Here is a 16,687-nt window from a genome sequence, read left to right as displayed (position 1 = left end):
AAAATAAAGCTACGAAATGAAGGGATCGATGAAAAATGAAAGAAGCAAAAGTAATGCAATTCAGAACAGCACATAAAAAAGATAAACCGCTTGTTTTACTGAATATCTGGGATGTAACAACTGCCACTGAGCTGATACAAAAAAAGATAAAGTTGATTCCCACAGGAAGTTTTGCAATGGCTGACTTTTACGGCTATCAAGATGGTGAAAAGATGCCTTTTGAAGAAATATTAGGCTTTATAGAACAAGTGAACGGAGAAAATCACTATATCACAGTAGATATTGAAGCTGGTTACGCGTCAAATTTAACTGGTTTAGCTTTAAATGTTGAGGGAGTTGTCAACAACGGAGCGGTCGGTATCAATATTGAAGACAAAAGACCAAATCTAGATACCTTGTATTCCATAGAAGAACAATGTGAGCGACTAATTTGCATCAAACAACAACTCAACGCCATGAAGAAAGATCTATTTATCAATGTTAGAACTGATTTATATTTTACAGGCAACATCGTGCAAAATAATCAAAATGAGCGGCTGCTGAATCAAACAATTACTCGAATCAAAGCCTATGAAAAAACGGGAATCGATGGTATTTTTATACCAGGTTTAAAAAATAAAAAACATATCAAGAAAATCGCAGCTGAAACAACATTGCCGATCAATATTATGCTTGATATCAAAGAAGATTCAATCGCAGATTATTTAAATTCAGGTGTTTCAAGAATTAGTTTTGGGCCTTCGATTTATTTCGTTTACAATGAACAGGAGAATCAAGAATTGGCGGCTTTTTATGCATCATTATTGACAGATTTGGCTGAACTAGAAGAGAAAGAACGTATTGAATTATTCAGATTAAAGTAGAAAGGGGAATGTTCAATGATCGGAGAAAAAGAAAAAAAACAGTATTACAAAGCACTGCTTGCAAAAGATTCTACCTATGACGGCATTTTCTTTGTCGGTATTAGATCAACGGGTGTTTTCTGTCATGCAACGTGTCCAGCAAGGAAACCCAAATATGAAAACTGTACTTTTTATGAAACAGCAGAAGAAGCTTTGTTATCTGGCTACAGACCATGTAAACGATGCAAACCGTTATCTTTTCCAAGAGAAATTCCACCGCTCGTTCAAAAAATGGTGGAGTTAGTAGAAGAAAATCCAGAAAAGCGTTGGAAAGACCAAGACTTCGCTGAGTTGGGCATTCATTCGATGACTGCCAGAAGACAATTCAAAAAAGTCTACGGCATGACCTTTGTTCAATATGCACGTTCAAGAAGGATGGGGATGGCGTTGAAATCAATCAAAAATGGTGAGAAACGGATCGATACGCAGCTGGATGTAGGCTATGATTCACCCAGTGGATTCTATGATGCTTTCTCAAAAATCATGGGCAGAAATCCGAAACAATCAAAAGAGATCAAAATTTTATCTGCCGATTGGATCGATACGATTTTAGGTCCGATGATGAGTATTTCGGATGATGAGTACTTATATTTGTTGGAATTTGTCGACCGTCGCGGCTTAGAAAGAGAAATCGAACGGCTGCGGAATCGAATGAATGCGTCGATCGTTCCTGGAAAAAACAAGATCAATGAACAGATCAAAGAAGAATTAGAGTTATATTTTGAGAAGAAACTAGATGAATTTCAGACACCATATCTATGTTTGGGTTCTGATTTTCAAAAAAGTGTATGGCAGGCTTTGACGGAAATCAAGCGTGGTGAAACGTCTTCTTATAAAGAGTTGGCGCAAGCTATCGGAAATCCTAATGGAATGCGTGCTGTTGGGAATGCGAATGGTGCGAACCAATTAGCGATCATTATTCCGTGTCATCGGGTGATCCAGACAGATGGTAGTCTGGGTGGCTATGGTGGTGGCGTGGAGCGGAAGAAGTGGTTGTTGAAGCATGAACGTGAGTATGATTTGTGAGTAGAATAAAAAGAGAGAGCCATATTTTAAGAATTGGCTCTCTCTTTTCTATTTACCAGCCTCCAGAAAAGCCGCCACCGCCTGATGAACCACCTCCGCCAGAGCTACTTCCGCCGCCCCCAGAAGATCCGCCAGAATCACTACTTCGATAACTTGAGGTACTAAAATATTGTAACGTTTGATAACTTGATAAATTCATGCCAGGTATGGCACCAAGAAATAAGCATTTATCAAGATCCGTGATCGCTTTTTGATAATAGTCAGACTCGATTTTTTTAAAATCCTTCTCACCCTTTTTAAAAGCTTTAGGCAATTCATTTTCAAAATTACCTGCTTCTGTTAAAAAATCTTCCTTACTGGTATCTTGACCTTTTAACAGATGATAGGAAACAAGTAAAACTAGTAATTTTTCTTTTTGTTTTGTGTAAAATGATTTTGATACATGTTCTTTTACATAAACTTGCACAATCTTTCTCGTTTGCATGAAAGCAACTCTGGCTTGAACAATTTTTTGTAAAATTTCTAAGTAGTCACTATCTGATTTTTTCAGTCTTGGTTGTAGTTGTTTTTTAGCCTGAGTGATTTTCTGTGGTTTTGATAGGAAGTCGTCTAAACTTTGAGCATATTCTTCATAGTAGCGCTCGCTGACTTCTAAACACATGGTGCAATAAGTTAGCTTGTTGGCTGGGGTAAGGTGATGCATACGATATTTCCCAAGTTGTGTCACATAATCAATGACATCGCTTGTAAATAAAATTTTAGCTAAGTAACGATGTAAAAATGTATAATTCCCAAAATTAGCTAGAATCAATATCCAGATGGGTGCTTCTCTACCATAAATCATAATCGATCTTTCTCTCACAGCTACTTTGCCTAACCAACGTACATTTAATTCTTGGATTGAATTAAACAAAGGCATTTTTAAAAGCCGTTCTTCTAAGAAACTCCTAAAGAAAAGAAAACCGATAAATAGACCTACAGCAACTAGTAAGAAAAGAATAAAATGATCCATGATAAAAGCAAACATGCTCCAAATATAGTCCCAAAAATTCTTTTTCGGTTCTATATAGTGGTATTGAGAATCCTCATAAGCGGTACTTGCTTGTTCTAAATCTTGAACTTCCTTTTTTGCTGCCTCGTAATTGCCATAACGCTCATTTACAATCGTTATGATATTGTGGCTAATGATATTCAAACCTTGATCATACTTTTCTTCACGAAACAATTGTTCCACGTTTGTAGGGACGATGTCACGCTTCATACTATCTGTGATCACGTCTTCTACACCATATCCAACTTCTAAACGATATTTCCGATCAGACACTGCAATGATGAAAAGAAAACCATTGTTTCGATCTTTATCACCGATACCTAATGTTTGGAAGGTTTCATTTGCGTAGGTTTCGATCGTTTCGTTTTTAGGTAATTTTTTGATAGTTTTTAGAACGAATTGTGGACTGCCAGGTAGTTGTTTGAAGTCTGATTCGTTTGCTTGAATGATCGCTTGTTTTGTTTCTTCGCTTAATAGACCAGCTTGATCATCGACGAAGAGACTTTCGGCTGAGCTGGTTTGTGGAGAGAATAGTGTGAATAGAAAGATTGTAGTGAGGAGTAGGATTGTTTTTAAAAAGTTTACTTTGGTAAATTGTGTGTGTGTTTTATGTGTGTGATTTGAGTTCATTTTGCTCCTTTTGATTGTGTTGTTGTAGTTATTGGTTATTTTTTTTAGTACAAATATCTTTTTTTATTTGGCTTAAATAGTTGTGTGTTGTAATAATGACACAGATACAAGAAATAACGAATAAAACTCCTATTGTATCTAGCTCTATTGAATAGCTGTGACTTTTAATTTCAATTGAATATACGAAAAGAGTGAATAGCAATAGTAACCATGCTTTCCAATGTTTTGGACTTTTTCCTTGAGAATTCAATAGTAAAAGGCTAATGGAGCATTGCATGATAATTAATATTAGATATAAATTCGTATCCATAGAGTCACTATAATATATAATAGGGCTTTGCCCCGCAATGATTGTTGTTACTAAAATATATAATGTGGTAGCAATTTGAAAAAAAGTAGTGTATCTGATTGCTTTTTCTAAATGATACCCTTTGATTGGATGTATTGACATGTTTTGCTCCTTGATTTGTTTTATCAGAAAAATTGATAAAGTGATTTATACTTATTGCTTAATTAGATTCTTCAATACGATCGTTATAGTATACGATAATATCTTTAGCATCCATGGTCTTTAAATCCTCTGTGCTATAAAGATCTTTTTTGGTACCTAAATCAACATCTGGGATTCCTAGAAAAATGGGAACAATTGATTTGGGAGGGATTATTTCATGGTTAACTCTACTATATCGATAGTCAAATTCACCTTTAATTTTTCCTTTTAATACAGTTAGATCAACACCATAAGTAAAAGAGACATCTTTAATTTCTTGTTCTGTATTATTTACTAGATACATTGATAGAATCAACATTTTGCTGTTTTTATCATATTTACCTCCAAATAAAATTGGTGAGACTGGTAAATCGTACACTTCAATATCGTTATTGCTAAACAAATTTTTTTCAATCTTTTTTGAATCCTCAACGAACTCATTGTCATATATTGTGGGAACAAAGAAGTTATATTCTTTTAAGTGAACAGTTTTCCGTTCTGCTTCCGCAGTGTTCTTCACCGGTTTTTGATATTTCTTTACTACGCTATCCCATGTCGCATCAGTGCTACTTTTATTATCTTGGCAAGCAGTTAAGATTATCAAACCGCTTAACAAGAGAATTATTCTTTTCATTATTTACCTCCGTAGTTAAATTTAGAATCAAAATACTTAAGAAAGAAGTTTTATTTAATTTTAACATAAAGAGTGAACCAATATTTTCATTCAAGAGAAAAAGTCAAAGATTACTTGAAAAAGTAATTTCTGACTCTGAAAGGTAAGAAGTAATTAAATTTTTTCTTTTCGGCGTAGTTCTTCAATTTGATTTTCCATTTTGGGAATAGTCTGTGAAAAATCAGATTGAAAAGCTGAGAATATTTGGGAGCAAGCGTAATAGTCACTAGCGATTTTCTTCTTGTTTATGGGGCGTTTTTTATCACTGAAAAAGTCGTTCAACAACTTTAGTGCAGCTTGCCATGAATTTAGTTGTTCCAACATGTCATGTAGTTTTGTCTCTAGCTTTTTAATTTCCATAATTTTTTCTCCTTTTTCCAAAAGATGCTCTTATGAGCAACAAAAGAATGGAGGAAATGCTATGGAAAGAAAAGTGGAAATACGTTTGAAGCAGTTGGTTAAAGCTAGAGGTATATCATTAAGAGAACTTGCTCGTTTATCTGATATTGAGCCTTCAATTGTTAATAAATTGGTGAATAATAAAAGAGAAAAGATTTATTTACCCCATATTGAGAGGATAGTGGATGCGTTGGATATTAGTGATATATCTGAAATAATTCGTTTGAAGTAAAAAATTGTGCAAATATCGCATTTCTGATATTTGCACAATTTATTATTCTATATTTCTACTTTTGTTATTTTAGTCACCTTATTATCTTCTAATTCTATAGATAAAGATAGATATCCTTTTTCTGATGTATCATTCCATCGTAATACAATTAGTCCATCTCCATTTTTTCTCATTTTGTCTGGTTCACCAAGTTCATTCATAACCTTATCAAATGAATCTTCTTCTTTTATTTTTTTAATCTTCTTTTCGTCAGGTATCGTTAAATCATTGCTGTTCATTTTGATAAACGATAATTCATTTTCTTCTGGAGAGTATATTAAATTTTGAATATAATCCTTTGAAATAATAGAAATTTTAGAAACATTCTTATCTTTACCTTCTTGGAAAGTATACTCCTTTTTTTCAGCAAATCCTTTCAATGATTCAATATTGGCTTTTTCATTTTTTGTGGAAATATCCATTTTTTCGAAAATGTCTGGAAAAGATGCATATGTTTTATTATTGGAAGATACAAATAGCCATCCTCCAATAATAGCAACAAGGACCACGCTAATTAAAATAACAATAAATGTTTTCTTGTTTTTCAATATTTTCTCCTTTTTTCTATTCAATATTTTATGATTTACTTAGATCTATTCTTCCTGTTCTTTCTTCTTCTTTTCTTCGTATTCTATCCGAACAGCTTTTATATAAGAGTAGTGACGAAATAACAAAACAATACCACATACAATGACTATCAATTCTAAATTTCCCCAAGTAAACGAACTATAACTAGAAAAAATATTAGTGAAACCAGAAGCTAAACAGCAAATAAATATCCACCATGCAGTTGAGTTTTTTGGGAGTTTTTTTTCTTTATTTACTAACCAAAACATTATGATAGTCTGAATAACTGCACGAATAAGCATTCCACTTAAGAGTAGTCCGTATAAATAGTATTGACTCCCTGCCCAAAATCCAAAAATAACATTGAATATTGTCATTATTACTTGGATGAAAAGAAGAATATTAGCAATAGTATCTAGTTTATCTCCAGGATGTTTACTTTGCACTATCTTGTAGCTCCTTTTCAGATAATTCATCTGTATCATAGTTTATTTCATTACAATAGTGAACGACTAATTGATAGTTATCGTTTGTTAATTCTTGATTATCATATCGATCGTTTCCAAAGTCAATTAAATCTAGCCGCACATCATCTGGAAGAAGTTCTTCATAGCAATTTTTGTTGGTTCTTAAAGCACCTGTGAAGTATTCTTTTCCAAATAAAGATAATGTAACACCAAATTCAATTTCTTTGACTGGTTTCTCAGTTTGATTAAGTAGAGCATACTCTAATACCATGTTTTCATTTTTAATAGTCATATTTCCAGTAATGATGACTAACTCATTGTTAGGAAATTTGTCTTTATTCTGTTCTAGAAATTCTTTCCAAGCTGCAATGTAATTTTTGTCAATGATCATTGCTTCATATTCAGGTGCTTCTTGTAGGTAGTTTGCCCACTTAATGTCCATTGGTGTTGTCCACCTTCTCTCCATTTATTTCTAAATCCGTTATTTTAAAAGTGATATCTGGACCTTTATTTTCCATTAATAAATCTGCTGATTTTAAAGGAGCATCTCCAGAGATAGCTAATGTAAAAAGACTTTTAGGTGGTAGTTCAACCAAATCATCACCTTCAAAATTAGATTTTATAGGTTCTACATCTCCAATATTTTTGAATGAAGGAGTAAGGGTAAAACTTAATTTTTTGATAGTCGTATTAGTCGTATTTATTAGAAATGTTCCTAAGGTGTAGCGTTCTTCTTCAGGAGAATAATGCAATCCGTATAATATAATATTTATTTTTTTAGATAAATCTATATTGTCTTGTATTTTTAGGAAATTTGCTTCAAAAAAATTGTTATCAATGAAAGGTTGTTTCTCATTTTTTTTCTGATTTTTTGTTAATAGGAGTCTGTAATCTCCTATTTGATAGCCGTTGTTTAGATAATCTTCTTGCTCCTCAGTAATTATTTCTTCGCTTGTACTATTTGAAATAACGGTATTAGTAGTATTTTTACAGCCAACAAAAAATACACACGTGATAATTAATATAAGTATATAATCTATTCTTTTTTTTAAAAAATGCATGACACCATTCTTCCCTTCAAATCAACATTCGAGTTCATCCCTGGCTTCAACAGGGCACCTTTCATAGAACCGTTGACATTAAAGAACTCTAAAGTAGCATTGTTCACATATTTAATTCTATACTGTCCATTTTCATATAATAACACAGCATCTCTTCCCATTGTAGACGGTGGTCGGTTTATTAGAGGCCATGATTTCATATTTTTAAAGGTGTAGTATTCACGCAAAACTTTAATTTGTTCATCTGATAAATTGCGATATAATTCTCTGATTTTTTCTTCTATTTGTTCTGAGGATAATAATTTGTTCATTTTGACTTCGTGTTCTAATCGTTTGTGACGTCCTTCATTGACACCAGGAATTTTATCAATGTTCCCAGCCTTACCTATTGCTTTTAAGCTAGAATTAAGACCTGGTGAAGTAAGAGAAGAAGCACTTTGGATTTGGCTTTTATATTGGCTTATTATATTCTTAAGCTGTTTCACTTCGTCGGAGCGAGTGGATATATTTTCTTTCAGTTTTTGATCGTTAGTTTTTGATTTTTCCTCTGCTTCTGTTAAAGCAACTTTTATTTTTCTAAATATCTAGGGAAGATGATTCTACAAGATCGTCTGATTTTTTAGATTAGATAGCATCTAAAATGATAGATACTATTCTTGAGTTTGTTCCTCTTTATATTCTTTAGACTTAGAACCGTACCATAATTTTTTGTTTACATTGAATTTTCTTCTAAAGTTCTCCGAAAACTTATTTAAAAAGTATAGCCGTGTAACGGATGTAAATAACCACGGAAAGGCATAGATGCTAAAAAAACCAAAGAGAATCGGCAAAGCAGGAATAAGAGAAACCAATATCTTTCCTTCTAAATTTTGATTAGGAGTATTGTTTGAAAAAATATTAAAAATCATTGAAGTGATAAAGAGAATCCCTAGTATTAATTTTTGATTTTCAGTTGTAAATTTAGTAAATCTATCCAAGTCTTGATTTTTTTTGTAATATTTTTTGACTTTTTTATCGATTTAAAAATGCTATATAAAAAGCATACTGAAACCACTATTAAATTAACTAGTCTTAAATATCGATTCTCTGTGAGAAGCTGTAAATCAATTAATATAAACAAATAAAATACTACAGCAAGTTCTACAAGCCAGACATTAGATTTGTAAGCTAATTGTATGTTTTTTCTTTTTCTATACATACCACCTAAAACGAGCATGTTAAAAGAAAAATATAAACAAAATAATAAGACAATCCACCATATAGATGTTACAAATTGATATTCATTATTTTTATCTAAAAATTTTGAATCGGCAACTAAAAAATATCCAAACCAATAGATTCCTTGTAAGGAGCCTGCAAAAAAAATTGAAGCAATCAATCTTTTTCCGAAAGATAAGCTCTCGCTTTTGGTATAACATTCTTCAGCCATTTTTTCTGGAACAATATTCTCTATTTGTTCAAATTGAATTTCTTTGTTCAATACAATAACCCCATCCCTCTGCTACCAAGCAAATGATTTACACGCACCATTCCATGCGTTAGATATATTATTTTTCATGTCGTTAACATTCTTGCCTATAGATTTTCCAGTATCATTTAGCCATTTACCCGTTTTATCAGTAATTTTCTGTGCACCATCAGCCAATTTATCGATTCCACCATTTACAGTTTTCTTTAAATCAGAGTACATATTTGGCCAGAAGAATTGAATCATTTGGTTTGCTCCGCCAATACCTAAGCCGATTGCTGCTCCTAATCCTGTTCCAACAACAGGGAATACAGAACCTTTTAAAGATTGAAAAAGGAGAAACAATTCCTCTAAGTACGACTCTTTACGCGATTGCATCTTCATTAGGTACAACAGTAGAGACTCTTTTTAGTGAAAATATTGAGCTTAGTCAGGCTTCTGAAAATATGGTTTTAGATGTTTTGAGGAAATAAGCCTCATTTAATTAACTACATAGAAATATCTTGGAAGACAATAAAAAGAGTGGATTTGATAAAGTAAATTTAGAGAAGGAGAGGAGGCTTCTTCTTTCGAAATTAGATATAAATGATATGAGTAATAAAGAACTATATAAGTTGATCTTGCTAAAGCAAAAAGCTGATTTAACAACCGCTTGCAAAAAAATATTTAGAAATTAAAATAAATTGTGAAATGTTTTAAACCCTTATGTGTTCATAAATAAAGAGATTTTTGTTTTCTTTTAGCTCATAGCAATAGACAAAGAAAGGTTTAAAATAAAAGAAGATTCCTCAATAACCTTATGAGAAATCTTTTTTATTTTAAGTTAGCTTACAAATAATGATAATGCTAACTCTACAAACCATTCCATTTAGTTTTGTAATTCTTCTTTGTATTCTTTAGAATTTATACCATACCATTCTTTAGTGGACATACCCATTTCTTTTCGGTAATATTCTTGGTTTTTAAATATTTTGACTAAAGTTGAAACTCTTCCAAAAGAATATTCTACTAAAAATACTTCTAGAATAACCATAAGCAGTGGAAACAATGTTCCTATGATAGATACTTTTTTATCCTGACCACTAAGAAAGCCAATAATCCATCTTGTAATGATGACAATTAAAAATAGAATACTTCCATATTTTTCCGTTACTGACATTATCCCCGAAGCTTATTTTTGTCGATCCTTTTTATTTTTAATATCTTTGTATACTTTTCCGACACCAAATATAAAAATTAAAATTGAAATCATCTGAATCCATATATCTTTAAGTGCCAAGATAAATAGAAAATGAAAATGTTTAAAATAAGTGATTGACTAATTTCAAAAATTAAAAGGGATAAAACTTTTTTTGATTTTTTTAAAGCTATTGCTGTAATGACTCCCGAGCAAAATAGGGCTGCAATAATTATTATCAAAAATTGCAACTAATCCATCCAATTAATTTGAGGATATACATCTTTTATGAAAAGTGTTGCGATGAAAGGGAGCAATGTACAAATTATTAACAATCCAATCATTGAAGTTAGTAAAAATTTAGAATCTTCTTTATCATATTTTTTAAGTAATTCTTTTTAATGGACTCTATATCCATTTTTTCCACACCCTACTAACAAAGAAGCTTAGTTGTTGCTTTCAATTTCTTTAGACTCTTTAGATTTTTTACCATACCAATTACTGATAGATAAATTACTTTCATTTCTAAATTTTTCTTGATCACGAATAATTTTTTTTAAATGTACTATTCGCTCTAATTGATATTCTGTATAGAAAACTAGTGCAGCAACTATGAATAGTGGTGATAAAATAGCTATGAGTGAGAAATTTTCATTATTTGGGAATAAGAAGCTTGAAATCCATCTGATTACAATTATTAAAAGAAATGCAATTCCACCAAATTTTTCTGTAGCATTCATTAGTCCTTCACTTTGTGATTGTCTAGAAGTTTTCTTCTTCATATCAAAAAGAACTTTTAATAACCCGAATATATAAAGAATTGACAACATAGTTTTTGAAAAATTATTATCTAGAAATAAAACTATAAGAAAATATACTATTGACGAAATCACTAGAATAAATATCCATTGTGTAGTTTCAAATACTAATAGGGAAATAATCTTTTTTCTTTCTTTTAAAAAATATGAAATAGCGATTAAAAGTAAAAACGAAACTTCTATTCCTATTAAGAGCACTTGAATATTTGTTATCCAACTAATAGCATTTAGATGAGGATAAGCATCCCTCATTGCTGCTATGACAATAAGAGGTAATCCAATACCTATAAAAGATAGGCTTAAAAATGTTGTAAAAAAATATTTTGATTTTTGAGTATTATAATTATTAATATAGTCTTCTGTTATTATTTTTTTCATCCTTATAGCTCCAAATTTATTTTTTATGAAAACCAACTATTAGCAACTTGGGCAGAATTAACCTTAGGAACATTAAACCAATTTTTTATGCCACTCCAAGCGGATTTTATGCCGTTTCCAACAGCACCAATGCCTTCATCTATGACTTTCCCTACTACTCGAGCTCCTTTTTTTACAGAATTTTTTATATTGGCATGCTCCTCTGGCCAGAAAAATTTGGTTATTTGATTTACTCCACCTGCAATACCTCCAATTACAGCAACTCCCACATTTCCTGTTGTCGCCCCTAATAAAAAGCCATCAATAGGTCCAACATTAAATATGGCATCTACACCGGCATCTGTAATAGATTGTCCGATCTTTCCTTTTGTTTCACTTTTGTCACTAAAGAAGTTTCGTGCCCCTTTTAGCCCTACTTCTATTCCCATCATAGCCCAAGGTCCAGGTAATACTTTACCAAGTTTACTAAGTGGTTCTTTCAGTTTAGAAGCATAGCTTAATAAATCTCTTTTTAATGCTGGGGATATCCAACCATCTACTTTTCGAAGAAATCCGCCAGCTGTTGTGAAGGCTTTTATTGTCATTTCACTGGTTGGGTTAGTTTCAATAAACATTGCTGCGTTTGCTAAAAAAGCAGCAAAAGCGTTTCTAAATTTGGGGCTTTTTTCTAGCAGTTTTAGAAAATCTGGTGAATTAGCTAGGCTTTCCATTGCTTTTTGGGGATTCAATTTTAAAATAGCCATTAATCGACTATATTCATTTGAATCTAATACCCCTTTTGCCATTTCTGAAATAGAATCATAAAATTTATCAAATTGTATTGCTGAATACTTATTTGTAATAGTTTGATTTAAACTATTCAATCGGTTAGTAACTTCTGCGCTATTCGTCCCATTAGCTATCGCATTAAACTGTGAAGCAAACTCTTTGTCATTATTTTCAATCGCATATAACGGATTCTGACCATTAAAACTAGACATATTATTTAAGTTTTTCATATGTGTTTCTGTTAGCTTGGTATAAAGTTTTTTTGCAGAAGTATATGCGCTACAACCTTCTAAAAAGCTTTGATCCTGACCATCTAATTCACTGATGCTATTTGCTACTTTTTGCAAAAAGTTCGATTGCACGTCTTCTGCCACTTCTGTTACTTTACTTTTCAGACTTTTTGACTTGTTATAGTATTCACTCATTGGAATGGTATAAATTCCTGCTCCCATACTCAATAATACCCCCTCTTAATAGATTTTTCCACCTTTACCTTGACTATAAGGTTCTTGACCTTGCATTACTCTCTTAGCATTTCTATCGCTTTCGACAAAAGCTTTTCCTACTTGTCCAGCATTGTCAATTACAATAGACCAATCCTCTTTTTCTTTTGTTAATTGAGTAATTTTTTGTTCTAAAGCGGACTGCAAAGCTGTCGAAGCTTCCCCTTTAAAATCGGAACTCACAACACTTTTAACATTTTTATATGCTGCTGTTAACTCATCAAAGTTTGTTTGTATCTCAATCATTATATTTTTTAATTCAGCATGTTTGGTTGGATCATATTGTATTTTATCTGCCATTTATCTTCACCTTTCTTTAACTAGGAAACGAAACAGATGACTCAGAATCTGTCATAGTGTTATTGTAATGATGTATTTTTTCAGATAGAATTTCACATTCGACAACTAATTTTTTTTGCGCATCAATTTTTTTCGATACTTGTGTTAACAATTCATCGTATCCGCTTCCTAACAAGACACCACCCATTTCAGTAAAGGATAACTCTGCACGAATTACTTTTTCTTTATATTCTGTAGATTTTTTGTGAGCTTTTTCAGCTGCGACTTTCAAACTATCTTGTTGTATCTTTATTACAGTCAATTTTTATTCCTCCTCATCCAAATTTCTATAGAAAATTTTGTCTGATCTTAGCCTTTACACTGTCATCAATAGATAATATATTTAATTGATGTCTTTTCTTCTGTTTATCTTTTATTGGGTCGGATTCATGTTTCATTTTGAAGTACCAGCTGTTTAAGTTATATTCTTCGTTAAATTTAGCTTGGATAAAGCTGATTCTTTCGTCAATTTTACTGGTGAAGGAATCACGCTTTCCTGTAATTTTTGCAGTGTCAGCTTTAACTTTATTTACATAGCCATCGTAGCCATTTTTAGCAGTTTCCCCACCAACCCAGCCAGAAATTTCTGTAGTAAATGAAGCTGCTGAATCTTCAATTGCTCCACCAGAAATACTTGCTTTAAAAGATTCTAGAGCAGAAATACGTTCTTTATAATTCATTACTGTTCACCTTTCTTTTTAGCTAATCAATTTTTTTCTTAGGAATAGTTATGTCACTTTCCCATTCTTCATAGACTTTTACAAATCGCTGTTCTTCTTCATCGGAGAAGCCTTCATGAACAACTTGATCAATATTTTCTTCATTGAAAAATATAGTTTGGTTTGGATCGATTCCCTCAGGATATGAACAGCCCATATAATCTACAAAGACCTCTGATTTTGTTTCTTCATCTTGGTAAACCACACCACGCCCTACAACCATAATTTTTTGAGTTCCTTCTTTTAAATAAACAATTGTTCCTAATGGATATAATTTTTTTTCCATGTGTTCTCTCTCCTCTAAAGTTAGAATTTTATGTATAAGAGTGAAAGGTTCTTCACTCTTATACTGATATTATCTGCAGCATTTCATTTTGTAGTAAACATTATTGGTATAGAAGTAAGCTTCATCCACTTCAAGTAAAGGTTCATTTGCTTGGTATGGTTTCTCAAACAATGTTTGATCTGCTTTTCGTAATCCTAAGATTGCTTGCTTGGTATTTGTTTTGATATATTTTGGAATTGCTTCGTAACCACTTAAGAAATTCAAGTAAGAGTACATCACTAAGTGAATACCAACTTTTGGTGCACGTTCATAAATAGCGATAAATTCATCGTCCTTAATCCCTGACTCTTTCACGAAATTCGCCATATTATCAATTAAGACGACCCATGCATCCGTATTGCCACTTTCTTGTCTACGCTCAATTTCAGCAAGTAACATTTCTGAAAATTGTCCAACTTGTTCTCCAGAAACATAAGTTGAAATACGTTCTTGATATTGATTTAATGCACCTTCTGTATCAATGGCTAATAATTTTACATTATCCATTTGACTAACAGTAGAGATCATTTGTTTTTGCAATAACGTTAGAACTTCTTCACGATCACTGAACGCTACAAGGTGTTTCATTTTAGCTAGGTCAATTGGGACAGCTTCAACTTCTTCATAATCAACGCCTAGAGGGATTAGCTGATTATTCATAGCATGTTGAACTGATTTTTTCCGCTTGAAGCTTTCAAAATCAAGGATATCAGGCACCATCGGAATCGGTTCAGGTCTTTCACCAGTCCAACGTTGATCCATCTGCGCTACTTCTTCTTGAATTGCTTCAATGATTTGTAGTGTATCTTCACCATTGGCAGGCAATGCTGCTTGGAATAATTCTGGTTCTTCCAACTTAATCAATCCACGTCCAGGTAAGTCATCAATTGTCAATGTTGTACGACCAACAATTGCTCTAGGTTCTGAATCATCGATCATTTTCAAGACAATTTGTGTTTTGATATTACTCGAAAGCGTTGCTCTGATTGAGTTTTGACGTCCCGCAGAAAGTAAGAGGTGAAGTCCAACACCTGCACCTTCACGCGCCACTTGTGTAATGACCTTTTCAAGGATATCGTTGAATTTTGTATCTTTCATGCCTTCAAAACCATCTAGAAGAATAAGGATAATCGGTTCTTCTTTGCCACTAGCACGCTCATACATATCCAAACTAGCCACAGAAAACTCACTCAACAACTTCTTACGACGCTCCAACTCATCATTAATCCTTCTCGCAAACTTCTCAATTTTCTCTTCTTCATCAATACTCATCGTATCTGCTACATGCGGTAATTTTTTAAGAGGTAACAATCCATTCGTCCCAAAGTCTAATAGATAAACATTCAACCGCTCAGGACTATGCACTCTCGCCAAATCCATCACAACCGTCTGCATAAATGTACTTTTCCCATACCCAGGACTACTAAACACCGTCATATGACCTTCTTGCGTCATATTCAAACGCAACGTATTCTGCGCCTGCATACTCGGCACATCCACCACACCAAGGACTGGTTCCAGCGGCTGTTTCTCTGTCAACCATTCTTCTCTAAAGTCCACAGGATGAAGGGTTGAAGAAGCAATCCGTTCTTCCAACGGCGGTAACCAAGGTCTCGGTAGTGGTGTGATATTTTCCCGTTCCGCTACTTCATGAATCCCATCAATAATGGCATCCAGTTCAGTTGGAATTTGTTTCACATCATCCGCATTCTCCAAACCACTTAAATCTTCACTCAGAATCTCATACTGACCAAGGTCGTTAACTAAATAAATCGTATGATCCTCAATCTGTTGGTCATCTTTCTCAGGCTGATAATCCGCCCCACTCCAAGCGCTTTGGAACAATTCATAAATCTCATTATTCCCAACTTGCAAGTAGGCACGTCCAGCTTGGGTGATTTCTGCGGCATCTGGTGTTTTCAACATTTCCATCGAATCGGCTTTATCTGCCACTTTCAACGCTAATTTAAATTTCGAGTTACTCCAGATTTGATCATTGACCACACCACTAGGTTTTTGCGTCGCAAGAATCAAGTGAATCCCCAACGAACGCCCAATACGAGCAGTGGAAACGAGTTCCTTCATAAACTCAGGCTGTTCTGATTTCAATTCCGCAAACTCATCCGAAATTAAGAAGAGGTGAGGCATTGGCTCTTCAACATCGCCATTTTTATATAATTTCTGATACTGATTGATATGATTCACGTTATTCTCCGAAAAAAGGCGCTGACGGCGTTTTAGCTCGGCATTGATGGAAATATCAAGGCACGCATACTTTGAGCGCCATCTAGGTTGGTAATACTCCCTAATAAGTGAGGGAGGTTACGGAACAAGTTCGCCATTCCTCCACCTTTATAGTCGATCAGTAGGAAAGCCACATCGTAAGGATGGAAATTCACGGCTAAACTCAAGATATAACTCTGTACGATCTCTGATTTACCAGAACCCGTCGTCCCAGCGACTAATCCATGCGGTCCGTGGGCTTTTTCATGTAAGTTCAAGTACACGATATCGTCTTTTCCACGTAGGCCAAGCGGCACAGCAAGCACATAATCGTAGGTCTGTTCTGTTTAATACTAACAAAAAGGGGAACACAATTAAGCGGATAAAAGAAAAAAGTAAAAAACTACTGAAAATAGTAATTTTTTACTTTGA

Annotated in this window: 21 protein-coding genes and 1 pseudogene; 3 read left to right on the top strand and 19 right to left on the bottom strand. The window is 33.3% G+C overall.

Features of this window, described 5'->3' with window-relative positions:
- The first annotated feature begins 35 nt into the window (after positions 1-35).
- Positions 36-863 carry an isocitrate lyase/PEP mutase family protein gene (locus AC4BB7_RS17830; protein ID WP_490483957.1) on the top strand — a complete coding sequence of 276 codons (828 nt, stop codon included), beginning with the start codon at positions 36-38 and terminating at the stop codon, positions 861-863.
- 15 nt (positions 864-878) lie between these two features.
- The gene (locus tag AC4BB7_RS17825) at positions 879-1,928 is read left to right on the top strand and encodes a bifunctional transcriptional activator/DNA repair enzyme AdaA (RefSeq protein ID WP_490483956.1); all 1,050 of its coding nucleotides are present in this window, start codon (positions 879-881) and stop codon (positions 1,926-1,928) included.
- 52 nt (positions 1,929-1,980) lie between these two features.
- On the opposite strand, the gene AC4BB7_RS17820 is transcribed toward AC4BB7_RS17825, so the two are convergent.
- The 4 genes from AC4BB7_RS17820 to AC4BB7_RS17805 form a co-directional block, all read right to left on the bottom strand.
- Positions 1,981-3,609 (bottom strand): TPM domain-containing protein, encoded by a 1,629-nt coding sequence (locus AC4BB7_RS17820; RefSeq protein WP_490483955.1) that lies wholly within the window; start codon positions 3,607-3,609, stop codon positions 1,981-1,983.
- A 28-nt stretch (positions 3,610-3,637) separates the two neighbouring features.
- A complete protein-coding gene (locus AC4BB7_RS17815; protein WP_490483954.1) occupies positions 3,638-4,060 on the bottom strand; it encodes a hypothetical protein in 423 nt (140 codons plus the stop codon).
- A gap of 58 nt (positions 4,061-4,118) precedes the next feature.
- The gene (locus AC4BB7_RS17810; RefSeq protein WP_490483953.1) at positions 4,119-4,733 is read right to left on the bottom strand and encodes a hypothetical protein; all 615 of its coding nucleotides are present in this window, start codon (positions 4,731-4,733) and stop codon (positions 4,119-4,121) included.
- A 153-nt stretch (positions 4,734-4,886) separates the two neighbouring features.
- A complete protein-coding gene (locus AC4BB7_RS17805; RefSeq protein WP_490483952.1) occupies positions 4,887-5,132 on the bottom strand; it encodes a hypothetical protein in 246 nt (81 codons plus the stop codon).
- A gap of 61 nt (positions 5,133-5,193) precedes the next feature.
- Between AC4BB7_RS17805 and AC4BB7_RS17800 the strand changes: the two genes are divergently transcribed.
- On the top strand, positions 5,194-5,403 hold the full coding sequence (locus AC4BB7_RS17800) for a helix-turn-helix domain-containing protein (protein ID WP_490483951.1): 210 nt from the start codon (positions 5,194-5,196) through the stop codon (positions 5,401-5,403).
- Positions 5,404-5,450: 47 nt separating this feature from the next.
- Here AC4BB7_RS17800 and AC4BB7_RS17795 read toward each other — a convergent pair whose 3' ends face one another.
- The 15 genes and pseudogenes from AC4BB7_RS17795 to essC form a co-directional block, all read right to left on the bottom strand.
- Positions 5,451-5,990: a hypothetical protein gene (locus tag AC4BB7_RS17795; protein WP_490483950.1), complete on the bottom strand. Its 540-nt coding sequence runs from the start codon at positions 5,988-5,990 to the stop codon at positions 5,451-5,453.
- Between the two features lie 45 nt (positions 5,991-6,035).
- Positions 6,036-6,455: a hypothetical protein gene (locus AC4BB7_RS17790; RefSeq protein ID WP_490483949.1), complete on the bottom strand. Its 420-nt coding sequence runs from the start codon at positions 6,453-6,455 to the stop codon at positions 6,036-6,038.
- Positions 6,445-6,918 carry a hypothetical protein gene (locus AC4BB7_RS17785; RefSeq protein WP_490483948.1) on the bottom strand — a complete coding sequence of 158 codons (474 nt, stop codon included), beginning with the start codon at positions 6,916-6,918 and terminating at the stop codon, positions 6,445-6,447. Before AC4BB7_RS17785 ends, AC4BB7_RS17790 begins: the two co-directional genes overlap by 11 nt.
- Positions 6,908-7,537, bottom strand: a complete 630-nt coding sequence (locus AC4BB7_RS17780; protein WP_490483947.1) for a hypothetical protein — start codon at positions 7,535-7,537, stop codon at positions 6,908-6,910. The genes AC4BB7_RS17785 and AC4BB7_RS17780 overlap by 11 nt, the downstream gene beginning before the upstream one ends.
- Positions 7,525-8,022, bottom strand: coding sequence for a hypothetical protein (locus AC4BB7_RS17775; protein WP_490483946.1), 498 nt, complete (start codon positions 8,020-8,022; stop codon positions 7,525-7,527). Before AC4BB7_RS17775 ends, AC4BB7_RS17780 begins: the two co-directional genes overlap by 13 nt.
- 449 nt (positions 8,023-8,471) lie before the next feature.
- Entirely contained in the window at positions 8,472-9,017 is a 546-nt protein-coding gene (locus AC4BB7_RS17770; protein WP_490483945.1) for a hypothetical protein, read from the bottom strand.
- Positions 9,018-9,038: 21 nt separating this feature from the next.
- Positions 9,039-9,398: a hypothetical protein gene (locus tag AC4BB7_RS17765; protein WP_490483944.1), complete on the bottom strand. Its 360-nt coding sequence runs from the start codon at positions 9,396-9,398 to the stop codon at positions 9,039-9,041.
- Positions 9,399-9,873: 475 nt separating this feature from the next.
- Positions 9,874-10,164: a hypothetical protein gene (locus AC4BB7_RS17760; RefSeq protein WP_490483943.1), complete on the bottom strand. Its 291-nt coding sequence runs from the start codon at positions 10,162-10,164 to the stop codon at positions 9,874-9,876.
- A 464-nt stretch (positions 10,165-10,628) separates the two neighbouring features.
- On the bottom strand, positions 10,629-11,378 hold the full coding sequence (locus tag AC4BB7_RS17755) for a hypothetical protein (protein WP_069647101.1): 750 nt from the start codon (positions 11,376-11,378) through the stop codon (positions 10,629-10,631).
- Between the two features lie 23 nt (positions 11,379-11,401).
- Positions 11,402-12,604: a hypothetical protein gene (locus tag AC4BB7_RS17750; RefSeq protein ID WP_490483942.1), complete on the bottom strand. Its 1,203-nt coding sequence runs from the start codon at positions 12,602-12,604 to the stop codon at positions 11,402-11,404.
- A 12-nt stretch (positions 12,605-12,616) separates the two neighbouring features.
- Positions 12,617-12,949 (bottom strand): hypothetical protein, encoded by a 333-nt coding sequence (locus AC4BB7_RS17745; protein WP_490483941.1) that lies wholly within the window; start codon positions 12,947-12,949, stop codon positions 12,617-12,619.
- Positions 12,950-12,965: 16 nt separating this feature from the next.
- The gene (locus AC4BB7_RS17740) at positions 12,966-13,250 is read right to left on the bottom strand and encodes a hypothetical protein (protein WP_490483940.1); all 285 of its coding nucleotides are present in this window, start codon (positions 13,248-13,250) and stop codon (positions 12,966-12,968) included.
- Positions 13,251-13,275: 25 nt separating this feature from the next.
- Positions 13,276-13,668 (bottom strand): hypothetical protein, encoded by a 393-nt coding sequence (locus AC4BB7_RS17735; protein WP_490483939.1) that lies wholly within the window; start codon positions 13,666-13,668, stop codon positions 13,276-13,278.
- A gap of 22 nt (positions 13,669-13,690) precedes the next feature.
- On the bottom strand, positions 13,691-13,993 hold the full coding sequence (locus tag AC4BB7_RS17730) for a DUF4176 domain-containing protein (protein ID WP_490483938.1): 303 nt from the start codon (positions 13,991-13,993) through the stop codon (positions 13,691-13,693).
- Positions 13,994-14,062: 69 nt separating this feature from the next.
- Positions 14,063-16,578 (bottom strand): annotated as a pseudogene (essC, locus tag AC4BB7_RS17725) (type VII secretion protein EssC); the annotation flags it as partial.
- Positions 16,579-16,687: the final 109 nt, after the last annotated feature.

It is taken from the genome of Enterococcus sp. AAFC-DPL-5182 (genome assembly GCF_058216605.1).
This window is presented reverse-complemented; position numbering and strand designations above follow the sequence as displayed.

Coding starts and splice junctions, on each gene's coding strand:
- AC4BB7_RS17815 (WP_490483954.1), bottom strand. CDS start 4,060: ATGTCAATACATCCAATCAAAGGGTATCATTTAGAAAAAGCAATCAGA.
- AC4BB7_RS17745 (WP_490483941.1), bottom strand. CDS start 12,949: ATGGCAGATAAAATACAATATGATCCAACCAAACATGCTGAATTAAAA.
- AC4BB7_RS17760 (WP_490483943.1), bottom strand. CDS start 10,164: ATGTCAGTAACGGAAAAATATGGAAGTATTCTATTTTTAATTGTCATC.
- AC4BB7_RS17735 (WP_490483939.1), bottom strand. CDS start 13,668: ATGAATTATAAAGAACGTATTTCTGCTCTAGAATCTTTTAAAGCAAGT.
- AC4BB7_RS17755 (WP_069647101.1), bottom strand. CDS start 11,378: ATGAAAAAAATAATAACAGAAGACTATATTAATAATTATAATACTCAA.
- AC4BB7_RS17780 (WP_490483947.1), bottom strand. CDS start 7,537: ATGCATTTTTTAAAAAAAAGAATAGATTATATACTTATATTAATTATC.
- AC4BB7_RS17820 (WP_490483955.1), bottom strand. CDS start 3,609: ATGAACTCAAATCACACACATAAAACACACACACAATTTACCAAAGTA.
- AC4BB7_RS17810 (WP_490483953.1), bottom strand. CDS start 4,733: ATGAAAAGAATAATTCTCTTGTTAAGCGGTTTGATAATCTTAACTGCT.
- AC4BB7_RS17730 (WP_490483938.1), bottom strand. CDS start 13,993: ATGGAAAAAAAATTATATCCATTAGGAACAATTGTTTATTTAAAAGAA.
- AC4BB7_RS17785 (WP_490483948.1), bottom strand. CDS start 6,918: ATGGACATTAAGTGGGCAAACTACCTACAAGAAGCACCTGAATATGAA.
- AC4BB7_RS17825 (WP_490483956.1), top strand. CDS start 879: ATGATCGGAGAAAAAGAAAAAAAACAGTATTACAAAGCACTGCTTGCA.
- AC4BB7_RS17800 (WP_490483951.1), top strand. CDS start 5,194: ATGGAAAGAAAAGTGGAAATACGTTTGAAGCAGTTGGTTAAAGCTAGA.
- AC4BB7_RS17830 (WP_490483957.1), top strand. CDS start 36: ATGAAAGAAGCAAAAGTAATGCAATTCAGAACAGCACATAAAAAAGAT.
- AC4BB7_RS17805 (WP_490483952.1), bottom strand. CDS start 5,132: ATGGAAATTAAAAAGCTAGAGACAAAACTACATGACATGTTGGAACAA.